The organism is Enhygromyxa salina (assembly GCF_000737335.2).
In the GTDB taxonomy this organism is placed as follows: Bacteria; Myxococcota_A; Polyangia; order Nannocystales; family Nannocystaceae; genus Plesiocystis; species Plesiocystis salina_C.
Map to the genome: position 1 here is coordinate 55,822 of NZ_JMCC02000048.1, position 22,312 is coordinate 78,133.

Annotated in this window: 19 protein-coding genes and 1 tRNA gene; 18 read left to right on the forward strand and 2 right to left on the reverse strand. The window is 64.4% G+C overall.

Annotated elements, in window-relative coordinates; genetic code table 11:
• Nucleotides 1–8 precede the first annotated feature (8 nt).
• The 11 genes from tuf (DB30_RS19230) to rpoC all read left to right on the forward strand — a co-directional run bounded on the left by tuf (DB30_RS19230) (nt 9) and on the right by rpoC (nt 14,375).
• Entirely contained in the window at nt 9–1,208 is a 1,200-nt protein-coding gene (tuf, locus tag DB30_RS19230; RefSeq protein ID WP_052551050.1) for an elongation factor Tu, read from the forward strand.
• A gap of 270 nt (nt 1,209–1,478) precedes the next feature.
• Nucleotides 1,479–1,643: a 50S ribosomal protein L33 gene (rpmG, locus tag DB30_RS19235; protein WP_052551052.1), complete on the forward strand. Its 165-nt coding sequence runs from the start codon at nt 1,479–1,481 to the stop codon at nt 1,641–1,643.
• A gap of 98 nt (nt 1,644–1,741) precedes the next feature.
• Nucleotides 1,742–1,814, forward strand: a tRNA-Trp gene (locus DB30_RS19240).
• Between the two features lie 277 nt (nt 1,815–2,091).
• A complete protein-coding gene (gene secE / locus DB30_RS19245; RefSeq protein ID WP_052551054.1) occupies nt 2,092–2,448 on the forward strand; it encodes a preprotein translocase subunit SecE in 357 nt (118 codons plus the stop codon).
• Between the two features lie 66 nt (nt 2,449–2,514).
• Entirely contained in the window at nt 2,515–3,075 is a 561-nt protein-coding gene (nusG, locus tag DB30_RS19250; RefSeq protein ID WP_146659634.1) for a transcription termination/antitermination protein NusG, read from the forward strand.
• A 104-nt stretch (nt 3,076–3,179) separates the two neighbouring features.
• The gene (gene rplK, locus DB30_RS19255; RefSeq protein ID WP_052551056.1) at nt 3,180–3,599 is read left to right on the forward strand and encodes a 50S ribosomal protein L11; all 420 of its coding nucleotides are present in this window, start codon (nt 3,180–3,182) and stop codon (nt 3,597–3,599) included.
• 120 nt (nt 3,600–3,719) lie between these two features.
• The gene (rplA, locus tag DB30_RS19260) at nt 3,720–4,418 is read left to right on the forward strand and encodes a 50S ribosomal protein L1 (protein WP_052551058.1); all 699 of its coding nucleotides are present in this window, start codon (nt 3,720–3,722) and stop codon (nt 4,416–4,418) included.
• A gap of 379 nt (nt 4,419–4,797) precedes the next feature.
• A complete protein-coding gene (gene rplJ / locus DB30_RS19265; RefSeq protein ID WP_052551060.1) occupies nt 4,798–5,322 on the forward strand; it encodes a 50S ribosomal protein L10 in 525 nt (174 codons plus the stop codon).
• Between the two features lie 63 nt (nt 5,323–5,385).
• Nucleotides 5,386–5,772, forward strand: a complete 387-nt coding sequence (gene rplL, locus DB30_RS19270; protein ID WP_052551062.1) for a 50S ribosomal protein L7/L12 — start codon at nt 5,386–5,388, stop codon at nt 5,770–5,772.
• A 137-nt stretch (nt 5,773–5,909) separates the two neighbouring features.
• Nucleotides 5,910–10,070: a DNA-directed RNA polymerase subunit beta gene (rpoB, locus tag DB30_RS19275; RefSeq protein WP_052551064.1), complete on the forward strand. Its 4,161-nt coding sequence runs from the start codon at nt 5,910–5,912 to the stop codon at nt 10,068–10,070.
• Between the two features lie 96 nt (nt 10,071–10,166).
• The gene (rpoC, locus tag DB30_RS19280) at nt 10,167–14,375 is read left to right on the forward strand and encodes a DNA-directed RNA polymerase subunit beta' (protein WP_052551066.1); all 4,209 of its coding nucleotides are present in this window, start codon (nt 10,167–10,169) and stop codon (nt 14,373–14,375) included.
• A 95-nt stretch (nt 14,376–14,470) separates the two neighbouring features.
• On the opposite strand, the gene DB30_RS19285 is transcribed toward rpoC, so the two are convergent.
• Nucleotides 14,471–15,010 carry a hypothetical protein gene (locus DB30_RS19285; protein ID WP_052551068.1) on the reverse strand — a complete coding sequence of 180 codons (540 nt, stop codon included), beginning with the start codon at nt 15,008–15,010 and terminating at the stop codon, nt 14,471–14,473.
• A complete protein-coding gene (locus tag DB30_RS19290) occupies nt 15,007–16,329 on the reverse strand; it encodes an AAA family ATPase (protein ID WP_146659639.1) in 1,323 nt (440 codons plus the stop codon). Before DB30_RS19290 ends, DB30_RS19285 begins: the two co-directional genes overlap by 4 nt.
• Before the next feature lie 125 nt (nt 16,330–16,454).
• Here DB30_RS19290 and rpsL point away from each other — a divergent pair, with 125 nt between their 5' ends.
• The 7 genes from rpsL (at nt 16,455) to rplW (ending at nt 22,312) form a co-directional block, all read left to right on the forward strand.
• On the forward strand, nt 16,455–16,826 hold the full coding sequence (gene rpsL / locus DB30_RS19295; RefSeq protein WP_052551158.1) for a 30S ribosomal protein S12: 372 nt from the start codon (nt 16,455–16,457) through the stop codon (nt 16,824–16,826).
• Between the two features lie 24 nt (nt 16,827–16,850).
• On the forward strand, nt 16,851–17,345 hold the full coding sequence (gene rpsG, locus DB30_RS19300) for a 30S ribosomal protein S7 (RefSeq protein WP_146659641.1): 495 nt from the start codon (nt 16,851–16,853) through the stop codon (nt 17,343–17,345).
• 199 nt (nt 17,346–17,544) lie between these two features.
• Nucleotides 17,545–19,767 carry an elongation factor G gene (gene fusA, locus DB30_RS19305; RefSeq protein WP_146659643.1) on the forward strand — a complete coding sequence of 741 codons (2,223 nt, stop codon included), beginning with the start codon at nt 17,545–17,547 and terminating at the stop codon, nt 19,765–19,767.
• 43 nt (nt 19,768–19,810) lie between these two features.
• On the forward strand, nt 19,811–21,010 hold the full coding sequence (gene tuf / locus DB30_RS19310; RefSeq protein WP_052551050.1) for an elongation factor Tu: 1,200 nt from the start codon (nt 19,811–19,813) through the stop codon (nt 21,008–21,010).
• Nucleotides 21,011–21,046: 36 nt separating this feature from the next.
• Complete coding sequence (gene rpsJ / locus DB30_RS19315; RefSeq protein ID WP_052551071.1) at nt 21,047–21,355, forward strand: 30S ribosomal protein S10; 309 nt, start codon at nt 21,047–21,049, stop codon at nt 21,353–21,355.
• 10 nt (nt 21,356–21,365) lie between these two features.
• Nucleotides 21,366–22,025, forward strand: coding sequence for a 50S ribosomal protein L4 (rplD, locus tag DB30_RS19320; protein ID WP_052551072.1), 660 nt, complete (start codon nt 21,366–21,368; stop codon nt 22,023–22,025).
• Nucleotides 22,025–22,312, forward strand: a complete 288-nt coding sequence (gene rplW / locus DB30_RS19325; protein ID WP_052551074.1) for a 50S ribosomal protein L23 — start codon at nt 22,025–22,027, stop codon at nt 22,310–22,312. Before rplD ends, rplW begins: the two co-directional genes overlap by 1 nt.

Consider the following 22,312-nt stretch of genomic DNA (forward strand, 5'->3'; position numbering starts at 1 on the left):
TCCAGCGTATGTCGAAGGAAAAGTTCGTTCGGGACAAGCCCCACGTGAACATCGGGACGATCGGTCACGTGGATCACGGAAAGACCACGCTGACAGCGGCCATCACGAAGGTGCTGGCGTCGCGCGGTTGGGCCGAGAAGGTCGACTTCGACAACATCGACAAGGCTCCTGAAGAGCGCGAGCGCGGGATCACGATCTCGACGGCGCACGTGGAGTACAACTCGGACAAGCGCCACTACGCGCACGTCGACTGCCCCGGGCACGCCGACTACATCAAGAACATGATCACGGGCGCGGCGCAGATGGACGGCGCGATCCTGGTCGTGTCGGCGCCGGATGGCCCGATGCCCCAGACGCGCGAGCACATCCTGCTCGGTCGTCAGGTCGGCATCCCGCAGATCGTGGTGTTCTTGAACAAGGTCGACCAGCTCGAGGACGAGGACGAGGAGATGCTCGAGCTCGTCGAGGTCGAGGTCCAGGAGCTGCTGTCGAAGTACGACTACGACGGTGACAACACCCCGATCATCCGTGGCTCGGCGCTGAAGGCGTTGAACGCGGACTCGTGGGAGGCGCCGGAGGCGAAGTGCATCTTCGACCTGATGGAAGCCTGCGACGCTTGGATTCCGGAGCCCGCGCGCGAGCTCGACAAGCCGTTCCTGATGCCGGTCGAGGACGTGTTCACGATCTCGGGTCGTGGCACGGTCGTGACCGGTCGGATCGAGCGCGGCGTCGTCAAGGTCGGCGAAGAGATCTCGATCATCGGGCTCAAAGAGACGCAAAAGAGCGTGTGCACGGGCGTCGAGATGTTCCGCAAGCTGCTCGACCAAGGTCAGGCAGGGGACAACATCGGGTGCCTGCTGCGTGGCGTGAAGCGTGAGGACGTGGAGCGCGGGCAGGTGCTTGCGAAGCCGGGTTCGATCACGCCGCACACGACCTTCGAGGCGTCGGTGTACATCTTGAAGAAGGACGAGGGCGGTCGCCACACGCCGTTCTTCAAGGGCTACCGGCCGCAGTTCTACTTCCGCACGACGGACGTGACGGGAGCGGTGACGTTGCCGGAAGGCACGGAGATGGTGATGCCAGGCGACAACGTGACGTTCACGGTGCAGCTGGGCAAGACGATCGCGTGCGAGCTGGGCTCGAAGTTCGCCATCCGCGAAGGCGGCCGCACCGTGGGTGCCGGCGTCGTCACCAAGATCATCGAATAGCCTTCGGGCTTCGACCTGCCGAAGACGTGGCGCCCACAGCGTCACGTCTTCCGCGTTCTACCTCTCGGGGCGCGCGGATTTCGCTTTTCCCTGCTGCGATGCTCACCACCCCGCAGCGCAATTTTCACTGACAATCTCAGAACCTGTCAGAAACGGCGTGAACGGGCTCCGAGCAGGCCCAACCACGGCTCTGACAAAAAACCATCCCCACACCTTGAATGCTGGAACGGGGCTTGCTACAAGCCTCCTCCCTTCAGCCGAGGACTCCAAATGGCCAAAGCTGGCAACCGAATCATTTTCTCGCTCGAGTGCCAGACGTGCAAACGTCGCAACTACTCGACCACCAAGAACAAGCGGACCACTCCAGAGAAGGTCAAGCTCAAGAAGTTTTGCGCCTTCTGTCGCCGCCACACCGAGCACAAGGAGACCAAGTAACTCCTTCGTCGGGGTCACTCCCGGCTCGGGGCTACGGTCCAGAGCGTCCGGGACCTCACTTCTTCTGGGGTCTCGGCGCGCCATCTCACTTCTCTTCAAGGGCGTTAGCTCAGCTGGTAGAGCAGCGGACTCCAAATCCGCAGGCCGCGGGTTCGATCCCTGCACGCCCTGCTACCTCTAAACAGATTCTTCAGCCGATCCCCCACCTTCCATCAGCAGGCCGCCCCGTCCATGCCACCAGGCATCAGGACGTGCGCGGCTCTAGGGCCATCCGGCCTTTGACTGGGGTTCCAAACCCCACCCACCGCAAGTCAGATCCGGGCACAGCAGTGCCATCTTGGCCGCGGGAGTGAACTCGAGCATGGCGCGCAAACGAAACAAGCCAGGTGGAGCAGGCGGATCCGGAACCGGTTCGAAGGAATTCGATCCGTCGCGCTGGGCCCACGCAGTGTTCGCAGTCTTCGCGGGCATCGCCGCGTGGATGTTCGGGCACATGGTCGAGGACCTGTGGGGCTTCAGCTGGGCCAACTGGCCGCTCTACATCGGTCGGCCCAACGAGTATTACGCCCAAGGCCTCGGCGCGATCATCGGGATCACATTGATGATCTGGGTGTGGTCGCGCGAGCGCTACTTCAAATTTGTCGCCGAGACCGCCACCGAGGTCTCGCAGATTATCTGGCCAACCCGCGCCGAAACCCGAGCCGCGACGATCGTCGTCATCGTCATCACGCTGATCTGTGCCTGCATCCTCTCGTTGATGGACGCATTTTGGTCTCGCGTGACCGACTGGCTCTACTCGCTATAGCCCGTCTATAGCCTGACCTGCTGATCATCTGATCACCCGATCACCGACCGCCCAACTCGAGCTCTCATGTCGACCGAAGCGCAGACCGTCCAGCCGATGCAGTGGTTCATCGTGAACACCTTCTCGGGGTATGAGAACACGGTCAAGAAGTCGCTGGAAGACCGGATCAAGGCCAACGACTTGGAGGAGTGCTTCGAGGAGATCCTCGTGCCCTCCGAGCAGGTGCTCGAGCAACGTGGCAAGCGCAAGGTCAAGCAGACCCGCAAGTTCTTCCCCGGCTATTTGTTCGTGCGCATGGCGCTGACCAAAGAAGCCTGGCACCTCGTCAAGAACACCCCCAAGGTCAGCGGCTTTCTCAGCAGCGGCAAGACCCCCAAGCCGGTCTCTCAGTCAGAGATGGACCGCATGCTCGGCCGCACGGAGCCCAAAGAAGAGGCGGCCGTCGAGCAACCCGACGTCCACTACTTCGTCGGCCAGCAAGTGCGCGTCAAGAGCGGCGCCTTCGCCAACTTCAGCGGCGAGGTCGAAGAGCTCAACACCGACAAGCGCAAGATCAAGCTCTCCGTCTCGATCTTCGGGCGTCCGACCCGGGTCGAGGTCGACTTCAACGAGGTCGAGCCCGGCTGAGCTGGGCCGTCAGTCCTCACCCTGCCAGTCATCCGGCTCGAGTCACTCCGTACACGGCCGCTCGCCGCGTCACGTCACGTCAGTTCAGATCATCAGGATTTTTCATGAAGAAGGTCACCGGGCAAATCAAGTTGCAGATCAAGGCGGGCCAGGCCAATCCAGCCCCTCCCGTCGGTCCAGCCCTCGGCGCCAAGGGCGTCAACATCATGGACTTCTGCAAGCAGTTCAACGCCAAGACGCAGAAGGACGTGGGCATGGTCACCCCGGTGGTCATCACGGTCTACTCGGATCGCTCGTTCACGTTTGTCACCAAGAGCCCGCCAGCGGCGGTGCTGCTGCTCAAGGCCGCCGGCATCGAGAAGGGCTCGGGCGAGCCCAACAAGAAGAAGGTCGGCAAGGTCACGCAGGCCGACATTCGCGGGATCGCCGAGGCCAAGATCCAAGACATGAACGCGTTCACGATCGAGCAGGCCATGAAGAGCATCGAGGGCACGGCGCGCTCGATGGGCCTCGAGGTCAACTGATTTTCTAGCCAGGTTTTTGGGCGCAGCAACGACTGCGCCCGCCACTCGGTGCAGTTGCCGAGCTCAGTTCGAGAGCGGGGGAGGACGCGAGTCCGCTAGGACCCCGGGGAGCACAGCAAGATGAGCAAGAAATACAAAGCAGCGTTGGCCAAGGTCGACCGCGACAAACGTTACAGCCTCAGCGACGCCTGCGCGCTGGTCAAAGAGACCTCCTTCGTCAAGTTCGACGAGAGCGTCGATTGTGCGGTGCGGCTCGGGGTCAACCCGCGCCACGCCGACCAAATGATCCGGTCCTCGGTCGCGCTGCCCAACGGCACCGGCAAGACCGTCCGCGTGCTGGTGTTCGCCAAGGGCGACCGCGCGGTGCAGGCGACCGAAGCTGGCGCCGACTTCGTCGGCTCCGACGACATCGTCGAGAAGATCCAGGGTGGCTGGCTCGACTTCGACGTCGCAATCGCCACGCCGGACATGATGGGTCTCGTCGGTCGGCTCGGGCGCGTGCTCGGGCCGCGTAACTTGATGCCAAACCCCAAGGTCGGAACCGTCACGATGGACGTCGCCAACGCCGTCGCCGAGCGCAAGGCAGGCCGCATCGAGTTCCGCACCGACAAGACCGGCATCATCCACGCCCCAATCGGCAAGGTCAGCTTCGACGCGAACAAGCTCGACGAGAACCTGGCCACGCTGCTGCGCACCCTGCAGCGGCTCAAGCCGTCCACGGCCAAGGGCAAGTATTTCAAGAGCGTCACCGTGTCGACGACCATGGGTCCGGGCATCCGCCTCGACACCAACGAGGTCCAGGCCATGGTGACCGAGTAACCGAGACCCGCAGACAGACGACGACTAACAGGAGGCCACACACCGCAAGGTGAACTCAACGGTATAGAACCCACACGCCCCCGCACCCGATCATTCAATGGTTGGGCCCGTTCATCGGGGGCACTCCTGCTCGAGACAGCCGGCGGTCCATTTTGGACCTCAATCGCGGCGCTCCCTACCCGAACTTCGGGGATGGCGCTGCAACCGGCCGAGGTGGGGGAGAGGAACTTCGAACGGCAGAGCGGCTGGAAGCCCACACCAAGTGGGGCGACCAGTGCAGCGGCCGGCCTCTTCTCGCACCAACTCGCCCCCGGGCGAGCGGCCCCGCGAGAGGACCCATCAAGGCCGACCGGACCAAGAGCGGAGCAGGGAGACCCGAATGCACAAAGACACCAAACACGCCCAATCCGCCGCGCTGCGCGAGCAAGTCGAGGACCTCACGGCCCTCGTGCTCGTGGAGTATTCCCGTCTCACGGTTGCAGAGTCCGAAGAGCTCCGCGGCAAATTTCGTGAGGCTGGCTGCACTTATCGCGTCTTCAAGAACTCGGTCATCCGCTACGCGGTGACCGGGACCAGTCACGAGCCCATCACGCCGCTGCTCAAGGGCGTCTCGGGGCTCGCGTACAACGCCGACGATCCAGGGGCTCCGGCCCGCGTCGCTCGGGAGTACGCCAAGACCAACGACAAGCTTCGCCTCAAGGGCGCGGTCGTCGAGGGTCAAATGCTCGCCGGTGACAACGCCGGCAAGTTGGCGGACATGCCCGGCCCGCGCGAGATCAAGGCCAAGCTGCTCATGCTGTTCAAGACCCCGGCAACCCGCATGGTTCAGGTCATGCAGGCCGCGCCGCGGGATTTCCTCCGTGTGCTCAACGCCAAGAAGAAGAAGGACGAAGCGGCGGCCTAACCACTCAGTGGTCACAGGTTCCCCAGTCCCTCACTTCAGCTTCCTACGAAAGAGAACAAGACAATGTCCGAGAACATCACCCGCGAACAGGTCATCGACTTCCTCAGCAACCTCTCCGTCATGGCCATGGCGGACCTCGTCAAAGAGCTCGAGGACAAATGGGGCGTCGAGGCTGCAGCCGGCGGCGCCGTCATGATGGCGGGCCCGGCGGCAGACGCCGGCCCCGTCGAGGAGCAGACCGAGTTCGACGTCGTGCTCAAGAGCTTCGGCGACAAGAAGATCAACGTGATCAAGGCGATCCGCGCCGCGATCAGCGGGCTCGGCCTCAAGGAGGCCAAGACCCTCGTCGAGAGCGCTCCGGTCGCGGTCAAAGAGGCCGTGTCCAAGGAAGAGGCCGCAGAGCTCAAGAAGGCCCTCGAAGAGGCCGGCGGCGAAGTCGAGCTCAAGTGAGCTCGACTGTCGCGGTGGCTCCCCGTGTGGATGGGGGGCCCCCGCGATCCCATTTTTCAGCAGTCCAATCTTCCACGCCTACAACTGAATTACCCGCTAGGGCGGTCTAAGACCGACAGACGAGCGAGGAACACCGCATGGCGCGAATCCAGAACAACTTCAGGGTCCGGAAAAACTTCGGGAAGCTCAAGAAGATCATTGAGGTCCCGAACCTCATCGACATCCAGAAGCGCTCGTATGACAAGCTGCTTCAGGCCGATGTCCCCTCTGACGAGCGGGAAGTCGTGGGCCTTCAGGCCGTGTTCACCAGCGTGTTCCCGATCAAGGACTTCGGTGAGACGTCCTCGCTCGAGTTCGTGAGCTACGCGCTCGACCGACCCAAGTACGATGTCGACGAGTGCCGCGCCCGCGGCATGACCTTCGCGGCGCCCATCAAGGTGGTGGTCCGCCTGGTCGTGTGGGACGTCGACGACGACACCGGCACCCAGTCGATCCGCGACGTCAAAGAGCAGGAGGTCTACTTCGGTGAGATCCCGCTGATGACGGAGCACGGCACCTTCATCATCAACGGCACCGAGCGCGTCGTCGTCTCGCAGCTGCACCGCTCGCCCGGCGTGTTCTTCGATCACGACCGCGGCAAGACCCACGCGTCTGGCAAGAAGCTGTTCTCGGCCCGCGTGATCCCCTACCGCGGTAGCTGGCTCGACTTCGAGTTCGACCACAAAGACTTCATCTACGTCCGCATTGATCGTCGTCGCAAGCTGCACGGGACCGTGCTGCTGCGGGCGCTTGGCTACTCCACGGCCGAGCTGCTCGACATGTACTACGACAAGGAGCTGATCCACCTCAAAGCGGACGATCAGATCACGCGCGACATCGACTACGACCTGATCTCGGGTCAGCGCGCGACCCAGAACATCCGCGACCCCGAGAGCGGCGAGATCCTGGTCAAGAAGGGCAAGAAGCTCAACAAGGCCAACATCAAGAAGATGCGCAACGCCGGGATCTCCGAGATCCCGATGGAGCCCGAGGAGCTGATCGGCAAGGTCGCCGCCGAAGATGTCTATGACATGGACACCGGCGAGGTCCTGCTCAACTGCAACGAAGAGATCACCGAGGAGCTGCTCGCCGCGCTGCGCGACACCGGCGTCGAGTCGCTGCGGATCCTCTACATCGACGACTTCAACGTCGGGCCGTTCCTGCGTGACACCCTGATCGCCGACAAGCTCACCTCTTCGGAGGACGCGATCATGGAGATCTACCGGCGCCTGCGCCCGGGTGATCCGCCCACGATCGACACCGCGCGCAACCTGTTCGAGTCGCTGTTTTTCCGCTCGGACCGCTACGATCTCTCGACCGTCGGTCGGCTCAAGCTCAACCACAAGTTCGGCATCGACGAGGACCTCGAGACCAAGGTCCTGACCAAGCGCGACATCATCGAGACGGTCCGCTACCTGATCGAGCTTCGCAACGGCCGCGGCAAGATCGACGACATCGATCACCTCGGTAACCGTCGCGTCCGCGCCGTCGGCGAGCTCATGGAGAACCAGTACCGCATCGGGTTGGTTCGCATGGAGCGGGCGATCAAAGAGCGCATGAGCATGTCCCAAGAGATGGACGCGCTGATGCCCGCGGACTTGATCAACGCCAAGCCGGTCTCGGCGGTGGTCAAGGAGTACTTCGCCAGCTCGCAGCTGTCGCAGTTCATGGATCAGACCAACCCGCTGAGCGAGGTCACCCACAAGCGGCGGCTCTCGGCGCTCGGGCCGGGCGGTCTGACCCGCGAGCGCGCTGGCTTCGAGGTTCGTGACGTCCACGCCACGCACTACGGTCGCATCTGCCCGATCGAGACCCCGGAAGGTCCAAACATCGGCCTGATCGCGTCGCTCTCCACCTACGCGCGCATCAACGAGTTCGGCTTCATCGAGACGCCCTACCGCAGCGTCGAGGGTGGCCAGGCCACCACCGACGTCGCGTACTACTCGGCGCTGCAGGAGCAGGGTCACTACATCGCCCAGGCCAACTCGGCCATGGACGAGAACAGCCGCTTCGTCAACGACATGGTCCAGTGTCGGCACAACGAGGAGTTCGAGATGGTCTCGCCTGCCGAGGTCACGCTCATGGACGTCTCGCCGAACCAGCTGGTCTCGGTCGCCGCCTCGCTGATCCCGTTCTTGGAGCACGACGACGCCAACCGGGCGCTGATGGGCTCCAACATGCAGCGGCAGGCCGTTCCGTGCCTGCGCACGGACGCGCCGCTGGTCGGCACCGGGATGGAGACCCACGTCGCGCGTGACAGTGGCTCCACGGTCGTCTCGGTCCGCGATGGCGTGGTCGAGCAGGTCGACGGCGGCCGCATCGTGGTCAAGCCGGTCGCCAACCGCGGCGAGGAAGACCGCGGCATCCTCGGGGCCAAGCCCGACATCTACAACCTGGTCAAGTTCAGGCGCTCCAACCAGAACACCGCGCTCAACCAAAAGCCGATCGTCAACGTCGGTGACCGGGTCAAGCGCGGCGACGTGATCGCCGACGGCGCCGCGACCGAGCGGGGCGAGCTCGCCCTCGGCCAGAACCTGCTCGTCGCGTTCATGCCCTGGCAGGGCTACAACTTCGAGGACTCGATCCTGGTGTCCGAGCGGCTGATCCGCGAGGACGTCTACACCACGATCCACATCGAAGAATTCGAGTGTGTCGCCCGCGACACCAAGCTCGGCAAAGAAGAGATCACCCGCGACATCCCCAACGTCGGCGAAGAGGCGCTCAAGAACCTCGACGAGGCCGGGATCGTGCGGATCGGCGCGGAGGTCCACGCAGGCGACATCCTGGTCGGCAAGATCACGCCCAAGGGCGAGACCCAGCTGTCCCCGGAAGAGAAGCTGCTGCGGGCGATCTTCGGCGAGAAGGCCGGCGACGTGCGCGACACCTCGCTGCGCCTGCCGCCGGGTGTCTCGGGCATCATCATCGACGCGCGGGTGTTCGCTCGCAAGGGCGTCGACAAGGACGTCCGCGCCCAGCAGATCGAGGACGCCGAGCGCGAGAAGCTCAGCATGGACCATCGCGACAACGTCGGGATCGTCTCTGCCGGCTACTACAACCGCATCAAGGAGATCCTGGTCGGCAAGACCACCGCGGCCAAGCTCGTCGACGACGGCGGCGCCGTGCTGATCGACTCGGGGGCCGTGCTGGCGCTCGAGGACATCGACAAGGTCCCGCGCAAGTACTGGCCGCAGTTCTCGCTGACCACCGCCGAGGACACCGAGCTCATCGAAGCGCTCGGCCGCCGGCTCGAGAAGGATCTCGACGAGATCGAGACCATCTACCGCGAGAAGCTGGCCAAGCTGACCAAGGGCGACGAGCTGCCGCCCGGTGTCATCAAGATGGTCAAGGTCTACGTCGCGATCAAGCGCAAGCTGCAGGTCGGCGACAAGATGGCCGGCCGTCACGGCAACAAGGGCGTGATCTCGCGGATCCTGCCGACCGAGGATCTGCCTTACCTCGAGGACGGCACCCCGGTCGACATCGTGCTCAACCCGCTCGGCGTGCCGTCACGCATGAACGTGGGTCAGATCTTGGAGGTCCACTTGGGCTGGGCGGCGCGTGAGCTGGGCAACCAGATCAACGCCTACATGGAGACCAACTACTCGCCAGAGGTGCTCCGCAACCAGCTCAAGAAGATCTACGAGACCGAGGAAGCCATGCGCTTCATCGACACGCTGCCCGACGACGACGTGATCAGCTTCGCGGACAAGCTGCGCCGCGGCGTCCACGTCGCCACGCCCGTGTTCGACGGCGCGTTCGAGACCGAGGTCAAGGGCTTCTTGACCAAGGCCGGCCTGCCGACCTCGGGCCAGGCGATCTTGTTCGACGGTCGTACCGGTGAGGCGTTCGAAGAGGATGTGACCGTGGGCATCATGTACATGCTCAAGCTCCACCACCTCGTCGACGACAAGATCCACGCGCGGAGCATTGGCCCGTACTCGCTCGTCACCCAGCAGCCGCTTGGCGGCAAGGCCCAGTTCGGCGGCCAGCGCTTGGGCGAGATGGAAGTCTGGGCGCTCGAGGCCTACGGCGCCGCGTATGCGCTGCAAGAGCTGCTGACCGTGAAGTCCGACGACGTCGTCGGTCGCATGCGGATGTACGAGTCGATCGTCAAGGGCCAGCCCACCATGCAGCCCGGCGTGCCCGAGTCCTTCAACGTGCTCCTCAAGGAGCTGCAGGCGCTGTGCCTCGACGTCGAGCTGATCAACGTCGAGGACCCCGGCTATCGGACCCGTGGTCCGCTGTCGGCCGCCGAGTAGCGGCGCTTGGTCACGGGCGAGCGCGCCGCTCGCCCGTGACTTCAATTTTTTCAGTTCAGGCGACCAGGGTCAGCAACTACCGGAAGGGAACCTCAGATGCGGGATATCTTCAGCTTCTTCGAAAAGCCCAAGGAGGCCGCGGTCTTCAACGCCTTGCGCATTGGAATCGCGTCACCCAAATCAATCCGCGAGCGCTCTCACGGCGAGGTGAAGAACCCCGAGACCATCAACTACCGGACCTTCAAGCCGGAAAAAGATGGGCTCTTCTGCGCCAAGATCTTCGGACCGATCAAGGACTACGAGTGCCTGTGCGGCAAGTACAAGCGCATGAAGCACCGCGGGGTCGTGTGCGAGAAGTGCGGCGTCGAGGTCATCCACTCCAAGGTTCGGCGTGAGCGCGCCGGCCACATCGACCTCGCAACCCCGGTCGCGCACATCTGGTTCCTCAAGAGCCTGCCCTCGCGGATCGGCACGATCCTCGACATCCCGCTGACCAAGCTCGAGAAGGTGCTCTACTGCGAGGCCTACATCGTGATCGACCCGAAGGACTCGGGCCTCGAGGAGCGCGAGATCCTGTCAGAAGAGCGCTTCGATCAGCTCTATGACGAGATCGGCCCCGACGCGTTCGACGCTGGCATGGGCGCCGAGTCGATCAAGGAGCTGCTCGCGCGGATCGACCCGGTGGTCGAGGCCCGCACGACCCGCGCCGAGCTGGCCGCGGCGACCTCGGAGGCCAAGCGCAAGAAGCTGGCCAAGCGCCTGCGCGTGCTCGAGGCGTTCCGCAACAGCGGCAACAAGCCCGAGCACATGATGCTCGACGTGATCCCGGTGCTGCCGCCGGATCTGCGCCCGCTGGTGCCGCTCGACGGTGGCCGGTTCGCGTCGTCGGATCTCAACGATCTGTACCGCCGGGTCATCAACCGCAACAACCGGCTCAAGCGCCTGCAAGAGCTGGCCGCGCCAGAGATCATCATCCGCAACGAGAAGCGGATGCTGCAGGAGGCCGTCGACGCGCTGTTCGACAACGGCCGCCGCGGCAAGACCATCACCGGGCCCAACAAGCGACCGCTCAAGTCGCTCTCGGACATGCTGCGCGGCAAGTCGGGCCGGTTCCGCCAGAACCTGCTCGGCAAGCGCGTCGACTACTCGGGCCGCTCGGTCATCGTCGTTGGCCCCGAGCTCAAGCTCCACGAGGTCGGGCTGCCCAAGAAGATGGCGCTCGAGCTGTTCAAGCCGTTCATCTACAACAAGCTCGAGCAGCGCGGCCTGGTCACGACGATCAAGAGCGCCAAGCGCATGGTCGAGCGCGAGGCCGAAGAGGTCTGGGACATCCTCGAAGAGGTCATCAAGGAGCACCCGGTGTTCCTCAACCGCGCGCCCACGCTCCACCGCTTGGGCATCCAGGCGTTCGAGCCGGTGCTGATCGAGGGCAAGGCGATCCAGCTCCACCCGCTGGTGTGCACGGCCTTCAACGCCGACTTCGACGGCGACCAGATGGCCGTTCACGTGCCGCTGTGCATCGAGGCCCAGATGGAGGCCCGGGTGCTGATGATGTCGACCAACAACATCCTCAGCCCCGCCAGCGGTCGGCCGATCATCGTGCCCTCGCAGGACATCGTGCTTGGGCTCTACTACATGACCCGCGAGCGCTACTTCGCGCCGGGCGAGCGCAACCCCGATCCCAAGTCGGATGGCTACTACGTCGGATACTTCGGCTCACCCGCCGAGGTCCGCATGGCCTACGACCACCAGTCGCTGCACCTGCAGGCCCGCATCAAGGTCCGCTTGGTCCCCGGCGGCGACATGATCGACACGACCTGCGGTCGCGTGCTGCTCTACGAGGGCGGCATCAACAAGCAGATCCCGTTCGAGATGGTCAACCTGCCGCTCGGCAAGAAGCAGCTCGGCGCGCTGATCGACCACTGCTATCGCGTGTGCGGCCAGAAGGCCACCGTGCTGATGGCCGACTACCTGCGCAGCACCGGCTACACCGAGGCGACCAAGGCCGGCATCTCGATCTGCATGGACGACATGGCGATCCCGGACGCCAAGGCCAAGCTGCTCGACGAGGCCAACACCGAGGTCCGGCAGATCTCCGAGCAGTACGCCGAGGGTCTGATCACCTCTGGTGAGCGCTACAACAAGGTCGTCGACATCTGGGCCAAGGTCTCGGAAGAGATCACCAAGGCCATGATGGACGGCATCTCCAACGAAGAGATGGTCGACTCGCGCAGCGGCGAGAAGGTCACGCAAAAGTCGTTCAACTCGGTCTACATCATGGCCGACTCTGGCGCGCGTGGCTCGAAGCAGCAGATGCGGCAGCTGGCCGGCATGCGTGGCTTGATGGCCAAGCCCTCGGGCGAGATCATCGAGCAGCCGATCACGACCAACTTCCGTGAGGGCCTGACGGTCCAGGAGTACTTCATCTCCACTCACGGCGCGCGCAAGGGTCTGGCCGACACCGCGCTCAAGACCGCCAACTCCGGGTACCTCACCCGCCGCTTGGTCGACGTCGCCCAAGAGGCCGTGATCACCGAGTTCGACTGCGGCACGATCCAGGGCGTCGAGTGCACGGCGCTGATGGAGGACACCGAGGTCATCGAGGCGCTCGGCGATCGCATCCTGGGTCGCGTCGCGCTCGAGCCAATCTACAAGCCCGGCACCGACGAGGTGATCGTCGACGAGGGCGACCTGATCGACGAGAAGGCCGCGATCGACATCGACGAGGCCGGGATCCAGACCGTCGCGCTGCGCTCGGTGCTGACCTGTGACGCGATGCGGGGCATCTGCGCCAAGTGCTATGGCCGTGACCTCGCGCGCGGGCAGCTCGTCGACATCGGCGAGGCTGTCGGCATCATCGCCGCGCAGTCGATCGGTGAGCCCGGCACCCAGCTGACGATGCGTACCTTCCACCTTGGTGGCGCGTCGATCACCCAAGCGGCCAAGACCGAGCTCGAGGCCCGCTTCGGTGGTGAGGTCAAGATGGTCGACGCCGAGCTCGTCCACCGGACCCGCGTCGATCCCAAGACCGGCAAGCAGATGGACTACTGGGTGGTCATGAACCGCCACTCGCAGATCCAGCTGCTCGACGAGCGCGGCCGCGTGCGCGAGCGCTACGATCTGTTCTACGGCGCCCAGCTGCTGGTCGCCGAGGGCAGCAAGGTCGAAGAGAAGACCACGCTCGCGCGCTGGGACGCCCACGTCATCCCGATCCTCACCGAGGCCAGCGGCTCGATCGAGTACGGCGACATCATCGAGAACGTGACCATGCGGGTTGCGACCGACGATCAGACCGGCCACAGCCACAACATGATCGTCGAGTCGCGCGACAAGGACGCGCGTCCGCGCCTGGTCATCAAGGGCGACGACGGCGAGACCATCATGATCGGCCGCCACGAGGCTCGCTACTTCTTGCCGGTCGGGGCCGAGTTCACGATCCAAGAGGGCACCAAGGTCCAGGCCGGCGACGTGCTCGCGCTGATCCAGCGCGAGGCGCAGAAGACCAAGGACATCACCGGCGGTCTCCCGCGCGTGGTCGAGCTGTTCGAGGCCCGCACGCCCAAGGAGCACGCGATCATCGCGACGACCGACGGGATCGTGTCGTTCGGCAAGGACAAGGGCGGCAAGCGGCGCGTGTTGATCACGCCCGACGACGGCAGCGAGATCCACGAGTTCCTCGTGCCCAAGCTGCGTCACTTGCAGGTCCGCGAGGGCGACCGCGTCCGCGCGGGCGAGCACCTGATGGACGGCCCGGCCAACCCGCACGACATCCTGGCGGTGCTCGGCGAGAAGGCGCTGGCGACCTACCTGCTCGACCAGATCCAAGAGGTCTACCGGCTGCAGGGCGTCGGTATCAACGACAAGCACATCGAGACGATCGTCCGCCAGATGATGCGGCGCGTGAAGATCATCGATCCGGGCGACACCAACTTCCTCGCGGAGGATCACGTCGAGCGCAAGCTGTTCCGGCAAGAGAACCAGCGCGTCTCGGCGCTTGGCGGGACCCAGGCAACCGCGCAGCCGCTGCTGCTCGGGATCACCAAGGCCTCGCTGAGCACGGAGTCGTTCATCTCGGCGTCGTCGTTCCAGGAGACCACGAAGGTGCTCACCGAGGCTGCGCTGCAGGGCAAGGTCGATCACCTGCGCGGGCTCAAGGAGAACGTCATCATGGGCCGGCTGATCCCAGCTGGTACTGGGTTGTCGGTCTACGAGCGCCTGCACATGGAGACCGACGATCGCACTGGCGAGTCTGGGGAGCCGGTTGTTCGCCGCGCGACCGACCGCGAGCTCGCTGGGCTCGAGTAGGGCGCTGCTTGCTTCGTTCGAGAGGGTCATCCGCTTCGGCGGGTGGCCCTTTTTCGTGATCATGTTCGTGGACAGATCACGAGCACCCGGACGTATCACTGACGAGTGAGCGCCGCGATCTCGCGGACGCACGCGTCAAGCGTGGGAACGGCCGCACGCACACAGTCACGATGCTGACGGAGACCCTTGGCAGTGCGGTTCAAAAATCGGTCGCGGAGGAGCTTGCGCTTCTCAGGGCGAGGCTCGCCGAGGCAATCTGCGACTGCATCGACGACAGTCTCGGTGTTCTGGTCGAGCAAGAACATGCTGAGCCGTGGGTCTGAGCAGCGACGACGGAGCTCCGCGAGGAGCTCATCGGAGCTGGGGCGGCCAGAGGTGAACAGAAGACGATGGAGTTTATCGGCGTCGAAGACCGCGAAGATCAGTGCATCGGGCATGTCGGGGACATCGCGCTCACAGGCCGCGAGCAGCTTGGCAGCGCCCTTCAACGGGATCGCGTCAAATTGGCCTTTGACCGCCCACCAATCTTGTCCCCACTCATCTGCGACGCAGGCGACGATCAGCTCGTGCAGGCCGAACTCCTTCACCGGGCCGCGATCGTCTTCGTAGAGGATCGGTACCGACCGGTTGCTCATGCAGCGTCCTCGTCGGCCAAGATGATCGAGCGAAGCTGACCCGCTGCTCGAATCTCACCGAGACCGCTGTACCGTCGCATCCACGTGTCGAGTTGGGTGGCGTCGAGCTTACGCAAGTGGGTACGGTACTGGGCGTCGAGCTCACAAACTCGGACGGTGGTGGCGGGATCGGGGAGAAAGTCGAGCAGTCGATCGGAGTGCGTGGCGAGGATGACCGGGTAGCGCGTGCTCGCATCCTCGAACAGCTGCATGACGCGGTTGAGCAGGGCTGGGTGAAGGTGTTGCTCGGGCTCGTCGAATGTCAGCAGCGTGCGGCCGCGTTCGAGCTGAACCAGCGCAACGAAAGCCAGATAGGTGAGCTGACCATCGGCGAGGTGGAAGGCCGGGACACGGCCGCGGCCACGAAGCTCGAGGCCGAGGCTTAGATGCCCACCGCCGGCGACGGCGGTAAGCAGGACATCCTTCAGCTCTGGCCCGAGCCCGAGTCCCAGCAATTCCATCGTCTCGCGCCAACGATCAGAGCCAGAGTTCTTGAGCGTCTGATAGACGTTGGCGAGGTTGGCTCCGAACAGCTCGAGCCGGTCGCTGGGCTGGATCACCTGCGGTTCGCGAGCTCCCGCCCCTCGGCCGAAAGCCCGAGCTGCCCAGGTCGCGGAGACCTCGAAGGGAAGGTGGACATCGATGCCCTCGAGGGCCTCGCGAATGATAGCGACGCTCTCGATGTCGGGTGCGCGGCCGAAATACTCGAAGATCGTGTTGAGCGGGCTAACGGATTGCTCACGACCGACGTCGGTAACCGAAAACTTTTCGGGACTGCGAACAACCAATGGCCGAGCGACGGACGATGAAGCTGCCCCGCGAGCCAAATCCAGCCCAATCGGAAGCTCGTGAATGGCCTCATGCGTGATGGACTGTCCCGCCGGGTTGACCGACATGGAATAGACGAGGTTGTGTCCGCCCGCTTCGACGCGAAGGTCGAGCTTCAGCTCGCCAACGTCCGCCCGGACCGCCGAGCCGAGCATGTGCTCGCGGCTCAGGCTCTCCATGAACTTGCCCCCTGCCACCAACTGCGCGATACGAAGCGCTTCGAGCAAGGAAGACTTGCCGCTGCCGTTGTCACCGATCAACACGGTGAGCCCCGAGAGCGACAGCGTCACGTCTGCCAGCGTTCGGAGCCCGCGAACCCGAAGTTCGACCAGTCGCGCCACGCAGCGCAACGTAGCACACAGCGGATCTAGCGCAGCTTTCGAGATCCGCGAGCCGAATGGAAAAGCGTGTGAAACCCCCGGTTGAGCGGCCTTGATCCCCTTGATCAACATCCGCCCTTCTATATACTCCGCCTCCCAACCGCCGTGGCCCCGCCGCGGCGGCACTTCGTTACAGCGCACGGTTGGTCTTCAGAGACAATCGCGCCAAGTTCGCCGGAAGCAAGCAAGAGACACACATGCCCACGATCCAGCAGCTCGTCCGCAAGGGACGCACGGCTCAGCCCAAGAAAGAGACGGCCCCGGCCCTCAAGGGCTGCCCGCAAAAGCGAGGCGTGTGCGTGCGCGTCTACACCTCGACCCCCAAGAAGCCGAACTCGGCCCTGCGCAAGGTCGCCCGCGTGCGGCTTACCAACGGTATCGAGGTCACCAGCTATATCCCCGGCGAGGGGCACAACCTCCAAGATCACAGCATCGTGCTGGTCCGGGGCGGTCGCGTGAAGGACCTTCCGGGCGTTCGTTACCACATCGTGCGCGGCACCCTGGACACCATTGGGGTCGACGGTCGGCGTCAGCGCCGGTCCAAGTACGGCACCAAGCGTCCGAAGTGATCGGCTACCAACTCGAGAACTGATATGTCGCGCAAGGGAATCAAGGCCAAGCAGCGGAAGCGGATCACTTACGATGTCCGCTACACTGACAACCCCGCGGATGTGAACCGCAACATCGCCAAGTTCGTGAACGTGGTGATGCACGATGGCAAGAAGTCCATCGCCGAAAAGATCGTGTTCTCGGCGTTCGAGATCATCTCGGCCCGGACCAAAGACGACCCGGTCAAGGTGTTCGAGAAGGCCGTCGCCAACGTTCGCCCCCGGCTCGAGGTTCGCGCTCGCCGCGTGGGTGGCTCGAACTACCAGGTCCCCATGGAGGTTCGGAACGAGCGGAGCCAAGCGCTCGCGTTCCGCTGGCTGGTGAACTTCGCCCGCAACCGCCCGGAAAAGACCATGCGCGAGCGCCTCGCCAACGAGATGCTCGACGCCGCCCAGAACCGCGGCCTCGCCGTCAAGCGACGCGAGGACGTGCACAAGATGGCGGACGCCAACAAGGCATTCGCCCACTACCGGTGGTGATCTCGCCAAGCTGACCCCACCGACCGCACATTCTTCGATGGCGATGTCGCCCTCGCACCGCGCTCCGCAGGTGCCAGGGCTCAGCCTCACCGGGCCCGGCGCCTGTCATACCCCCTCCCCATTTGGAGCCGGGTGGCAGCTCTCGCGGCCCTGATGTGCGTCCCGCAATTTTTCGATACCCCTGAACCCGTCCTTCGCCATGGCCGCCTCGACCCCAGCCACCGCCGACTCAGCTGCCCTCACGGCGGCCGGCATTGGCATGACCCGCAACATCGGGATCATGGCGCACATTGACGCCGGCAAGACGACAACGACCGAGCGGGTGCTGTTCTACACGGGCAGCTCGCACTACATCGGCGAGGTCCACGACGGGGCGGCGCACACGGACTTCGACGCCGAAGAGCAGCGCCGCGGCATCACGATCTACTCGGTCGCCACCACCTGCTTTTGGAAGCCCGGCGAGCCCGAGGCCCACACCCCAGAGTCCGGCGCGCACCGCATCAACCTGATCGACACCCCCGGCCACGTGGACTTCACGATCGAGGTCGAGCGATCCCTGCGGGTGCTCGACGGCGCGATCGCGGTGTTCGACGCGGTCGCCGGCGTCGAGGCCCAGTCCGAGACGGTGTGGCGCCAAGCCGAGCGCTACGCGGTGCCGCGGATCTGCTTCGTCAACAAGCTCGATCGCGTCGGCGCAACCCTCACCCGCACGGTCGAGATGATGGGCGAGCGGCTCGGGGCCCACCCGATCGTCGTCATGCTCCCCGTCGGGGCCGAGAGCGAGTTCGAGGCGGTCGTGGATCTCGTCACGATGGAGCTCGTGACCTGGCCGCTGGCCGACGACGAGCAGGACAAGGGCCGCAGCTTCGAGCGCACGCTCCTCAGCGCCGATCATCCGATCTTCGCCGAGGCCGCGGCCGCGCGCGAGTCCATGCTCGAGTCCCTCGCCGAGGTCGACGACGAGCTGATGGAGGTGTTCCTCAGTGACGCCGTCGACGAGCTGCGCGAGCTCAGCCCCCAGAGCATCGCCAACATCCGCGCCGGCCTGCGCCGCGCGACCTTGAGCCTGCGCGGGTTCCCGGTCTTGTGCGGCTCGGCCCTCAAGAACCGCGGGATCCAGCCGCTGTTGGACGCGGTGGTCCACTACCTGCCTTCGCCCCTGGACATGCCCCCGGTCGAGGCCGTGCTCACAACCGGCAGCAAGTCCGGCGAGCTCGTCACCCGCAAGCCCGAGCCCACCGAGCCGCTGCTGGCGCTGGCCTTCAAGGTTGTCCAGGACTCGCACCGCGGCCCAGTCGTGATGTTCCGGGTCTACTCCGGCGTGCTCCGGGTCAAAGATCAGATCCTCAACGTCGCCCGCGACAAAAAAGAGCGCATCAACAAATTATTGTTGGTCCGCGCCAACAAGACCGAAGAGATCGAGGAGATCGGCCCCGGCAACATCGCCGCCGCCGTCGGTCTGCGGTTCACGGTCACCGGTGACACGCTGATCCTCAGCAAGGACAAGCAGCTGGTCGTGCTCCCGGGCATGCAGATCCCCGACCCGGTGATCTTCCGCTCCGTAGAGGCCAAGAGCGCCGGCGACCAAAAGGATCTCGACCAGGCGCTCGCGCGCATCCAGCTCGAAGATCCCTCGTTCACCGTCTACGAAGATCCCGACTCCGGTCAGATGCTCATGGCCGGTCAAGGTGAGCTGCACCTCGAGGTCATCGTCAACAAGCTCGAGCGCGACTACCGGGTCAAGGCCCGGGTCGGCAGGCCGCAGGTCGCCTACCGCGAGTCGATCGCGGGTCCGGCCCAGGTCGAGTTCGAGTACGACCGCGAAGTTGGCAACAAGCGCGCCTACGCCAAGCTGACCCTCGAGCTCGAGGCCCGCGAGCGCGGATCGGGCAACAGCGTAGAGAACGCGCTGCCGGCGACGGAGGAGATCCTCAAGTTCCCGAAGGATCTCCTCGCCGCGGCACTCGAGGGCATCGGCGACTCGCTGTCGCGCGGCCCGCTGCTCGGCTACCCAGTCGTCGACGTCCGCGCGCGGCTGCTGGCGGTGACCTTCATCGAAGGTGACTCCAGCGTGGCTAGCTTCCGTGCAGCGGCCACCATGGGCACCAACAAGGCGATCGAGCAAGCCGGCGCGCGCCTGCTCGAGCCCATGATGTCAGTCGAGGTCGTGGGCCCCGAAGAGTTCATTGGCAACGTGCACACGGACCTGAACACCCGGCGCGGTCGTGTGTTGGGTCTCGGCCCGCGAGGAAATGCTCAGGTCGTCCAGGCCCATGTGCCCTTGGCAGAGATGGTCGGCTATGCTACCTCGCTTCGCTCTGTGACCCAGGGCCGGGCGAGCCACTCGATGCAGTTCGCCGCCTACTCGGAAGTCCCAACGGACCTCCAACAACAAATCATCACGAAGGTCCGCGGCTACTAGCGCGGATCCCAAGTCCCCACTCAGGAAGACAAAAGGTCCAGTCATGTCGAAGGAAAAGTTCGTCCGGGATAAACCCCACGTGAACATCGGGACTATCGGTCACGTGGATCACGGAAAGACCACTCTGACCGCGGCCATCACGAAGGTGCTGGCGTCGCGCGGCTGGGCCGAGAAGGTCGACTTCGACAACATCGACAAGGCTCCCGAGGAGCGCGAGCGCGGGATCACGATCTCGACGGCGCACGTGGAGTACAACTCGGACAAGCGCCACTACGCGCACGTCGACTGCCCCGGGCACGCCGACTACATCAAGAACATGATCACGGGCGCGGCGCAGATGGACGGCGCGATCCTGGTCGTGTCGGCGCCGGATGGCCCGATGCCCCAGACGCGCGAGCACATCCTGCTCGGTCGTCAGGTCGGCATCCCGCAGATCGTGGTGTTCTTGAACAAGGTCGACCAGCTCGAGGACGAGGACGAGGAGATGCTCGAGCTCGTCGAGGTCGAGGTCCAGGAGCTGCTGTCGAAGTACGACTACGACGGTGACAACACCCCGATCATCCGTGGCTCGGCGCTGAAGGCGTTGAACGCGGACTCGTGGGAGGCGCCGGAGGCGAAGTGCATCTTCGACCTGATGGAAGCCTGCGACGCTTGGATTCCGGAGCCCGCGCGCGAGCTCGACAAGCCGTTCCTGATGCCGGTCGAGGACGTGTTCACGATCTCGGGTCGTGGCACGGTCGTGACCGGTCGGATCGAGCGCGGCGTCGTCAAGGTCGGCGAAGAGATCTCGATCATCGGGCTCAAAGAGACGCAAAAGAGCGTGTGCACGGGCGTCGAGATGTTCCGCAAGCTGCTCGACCAAGGTCAGGCAGGGGACAACATCGGGTGCCTGCTGCGTGGCGTGAAGCGTGAGGACGTGGAGCGCGGGCAGGTGCTTGCGAAGCCGGGTTCGATCACGCCGCACACGACCTTCGAGGCGTCGGTGTACATCTTGAAGAAGGACGAGGGCGGTCGCCACACGCCGTTCTTCAAGGGCTACCGGCCGCAGTTCTACTTCCGCACGACGGACGTGACGGGAGCGGTGACGTTGCCGGAAGGCACGGAGATGGTGATGCCAGGCGACAACGTGACGTTCACGGTGCAGCTGGGCAAGACGATCGCGTGCGAGCTGGGCTCGAAGTTCGCCATCCGCGAAGGCGGCCGCACCGTGGGTGCCGGCGTCGTCACCAAGATCATCGAATAGCCCCGCTGGACATTCGAGACCTCACTCAAGGATTTCATCGTGGCCAACAAGCTTCGCATCACACTAAAGGCGTACGACCATAAGCTCCTCGAGCAGTCGGCGACCGAGATCTCCGAGACCGCGCGGCGGGCTGGGGCCCAGGTGGTGGGACCGATCCCACTGCCGACCAAGATCAACAAGTACACGGTCCTGCGTGGACCTTTCATCGACAAGAAGTCGCGCGAGCAGTTCGAGATTCGCACCCACAAGCGTCTCCTCGACATCATCGAGCCCAACCAGCAGACCCTGGATGCGCTCATGAAGCTCGACCTCTCCGCCGGCGTCGACGTCGAGATTAAGACCTGAGGCAACAGCCATGGCCAAGCTCAACGTCAAAGACCTAGAGGGCAACGACGTCGATAGCATCGACGTCGCCGACGAGGTGTTCGCGACCGAGGTCAAAGAGCACCTTCTTTGGGAAGTCGTTCGCTGGCAGCGGGCCAAAGCCCGCGCCGGAACGGCAGCCACCAAAGAGCGCAGTGACGTCCACGGGACGCACGCCAAGATGTTCAAGCAAAAGGGCACCGGTCGGGCCCGTCACGGCTCGGCCCGCGTCAACGTGTTCCGTGGCGGCGGCGTCGTCCACGGACCGCGCCCGCGCAGCTACGAGTTCAGCATGAACAAGAAGGCCCGCGCGGGGGCGCTGCGCTCGGCGCTGAGCCTGCGCGCGTCCGAGGGCAACCTCACCGTCATCCGTGACTTCCAGGTCGCGGGCGGCAAGACCCGCAACCTCGTGACCGCGCTGACCAAGCTCGACGCCCGCAAGGCGCTGCTGGTCGACGCCGCGGGCAACGTCTCGCTGGGTCGCAGCTCCTGCAACCTGCCGACGGCGCAGCACCTCGTGCCCGAGGGGCTCAACGTCTACGACATCCTGCGCTTTCCCAAGCTGCTGATCTCGGAGGCCGCCCTGCGCGAGGTCGAGCGTCGACTGCTGGCCGCGGGTGCTTCAGACACGATCCAGGAAGGGGCCGCCTGATGTTGCCGCAACAAATCATCCTGCGTCCGATCCTCACGGAGAAGTCCAACGAGCTCGAGGCGGACCTCAACCAGTACACCTTCGAGGTCCACAAGCAGGCCAACAAGATCGAGATCCGCAAGGCCGTCGAGATCGTGTTTGGCGTGCGGGTCGACAAGGTCCGCACCATGGTGGTGCGCGGGGACATGCGTCGCGTCGGCCGCTTTCACGGCAAGACCCGGCAGTGGAAAAAGGCCGTGGTCAGCCTCCACCCGGGCGACCAAATCGACTTCTACGGCGAGGACTAG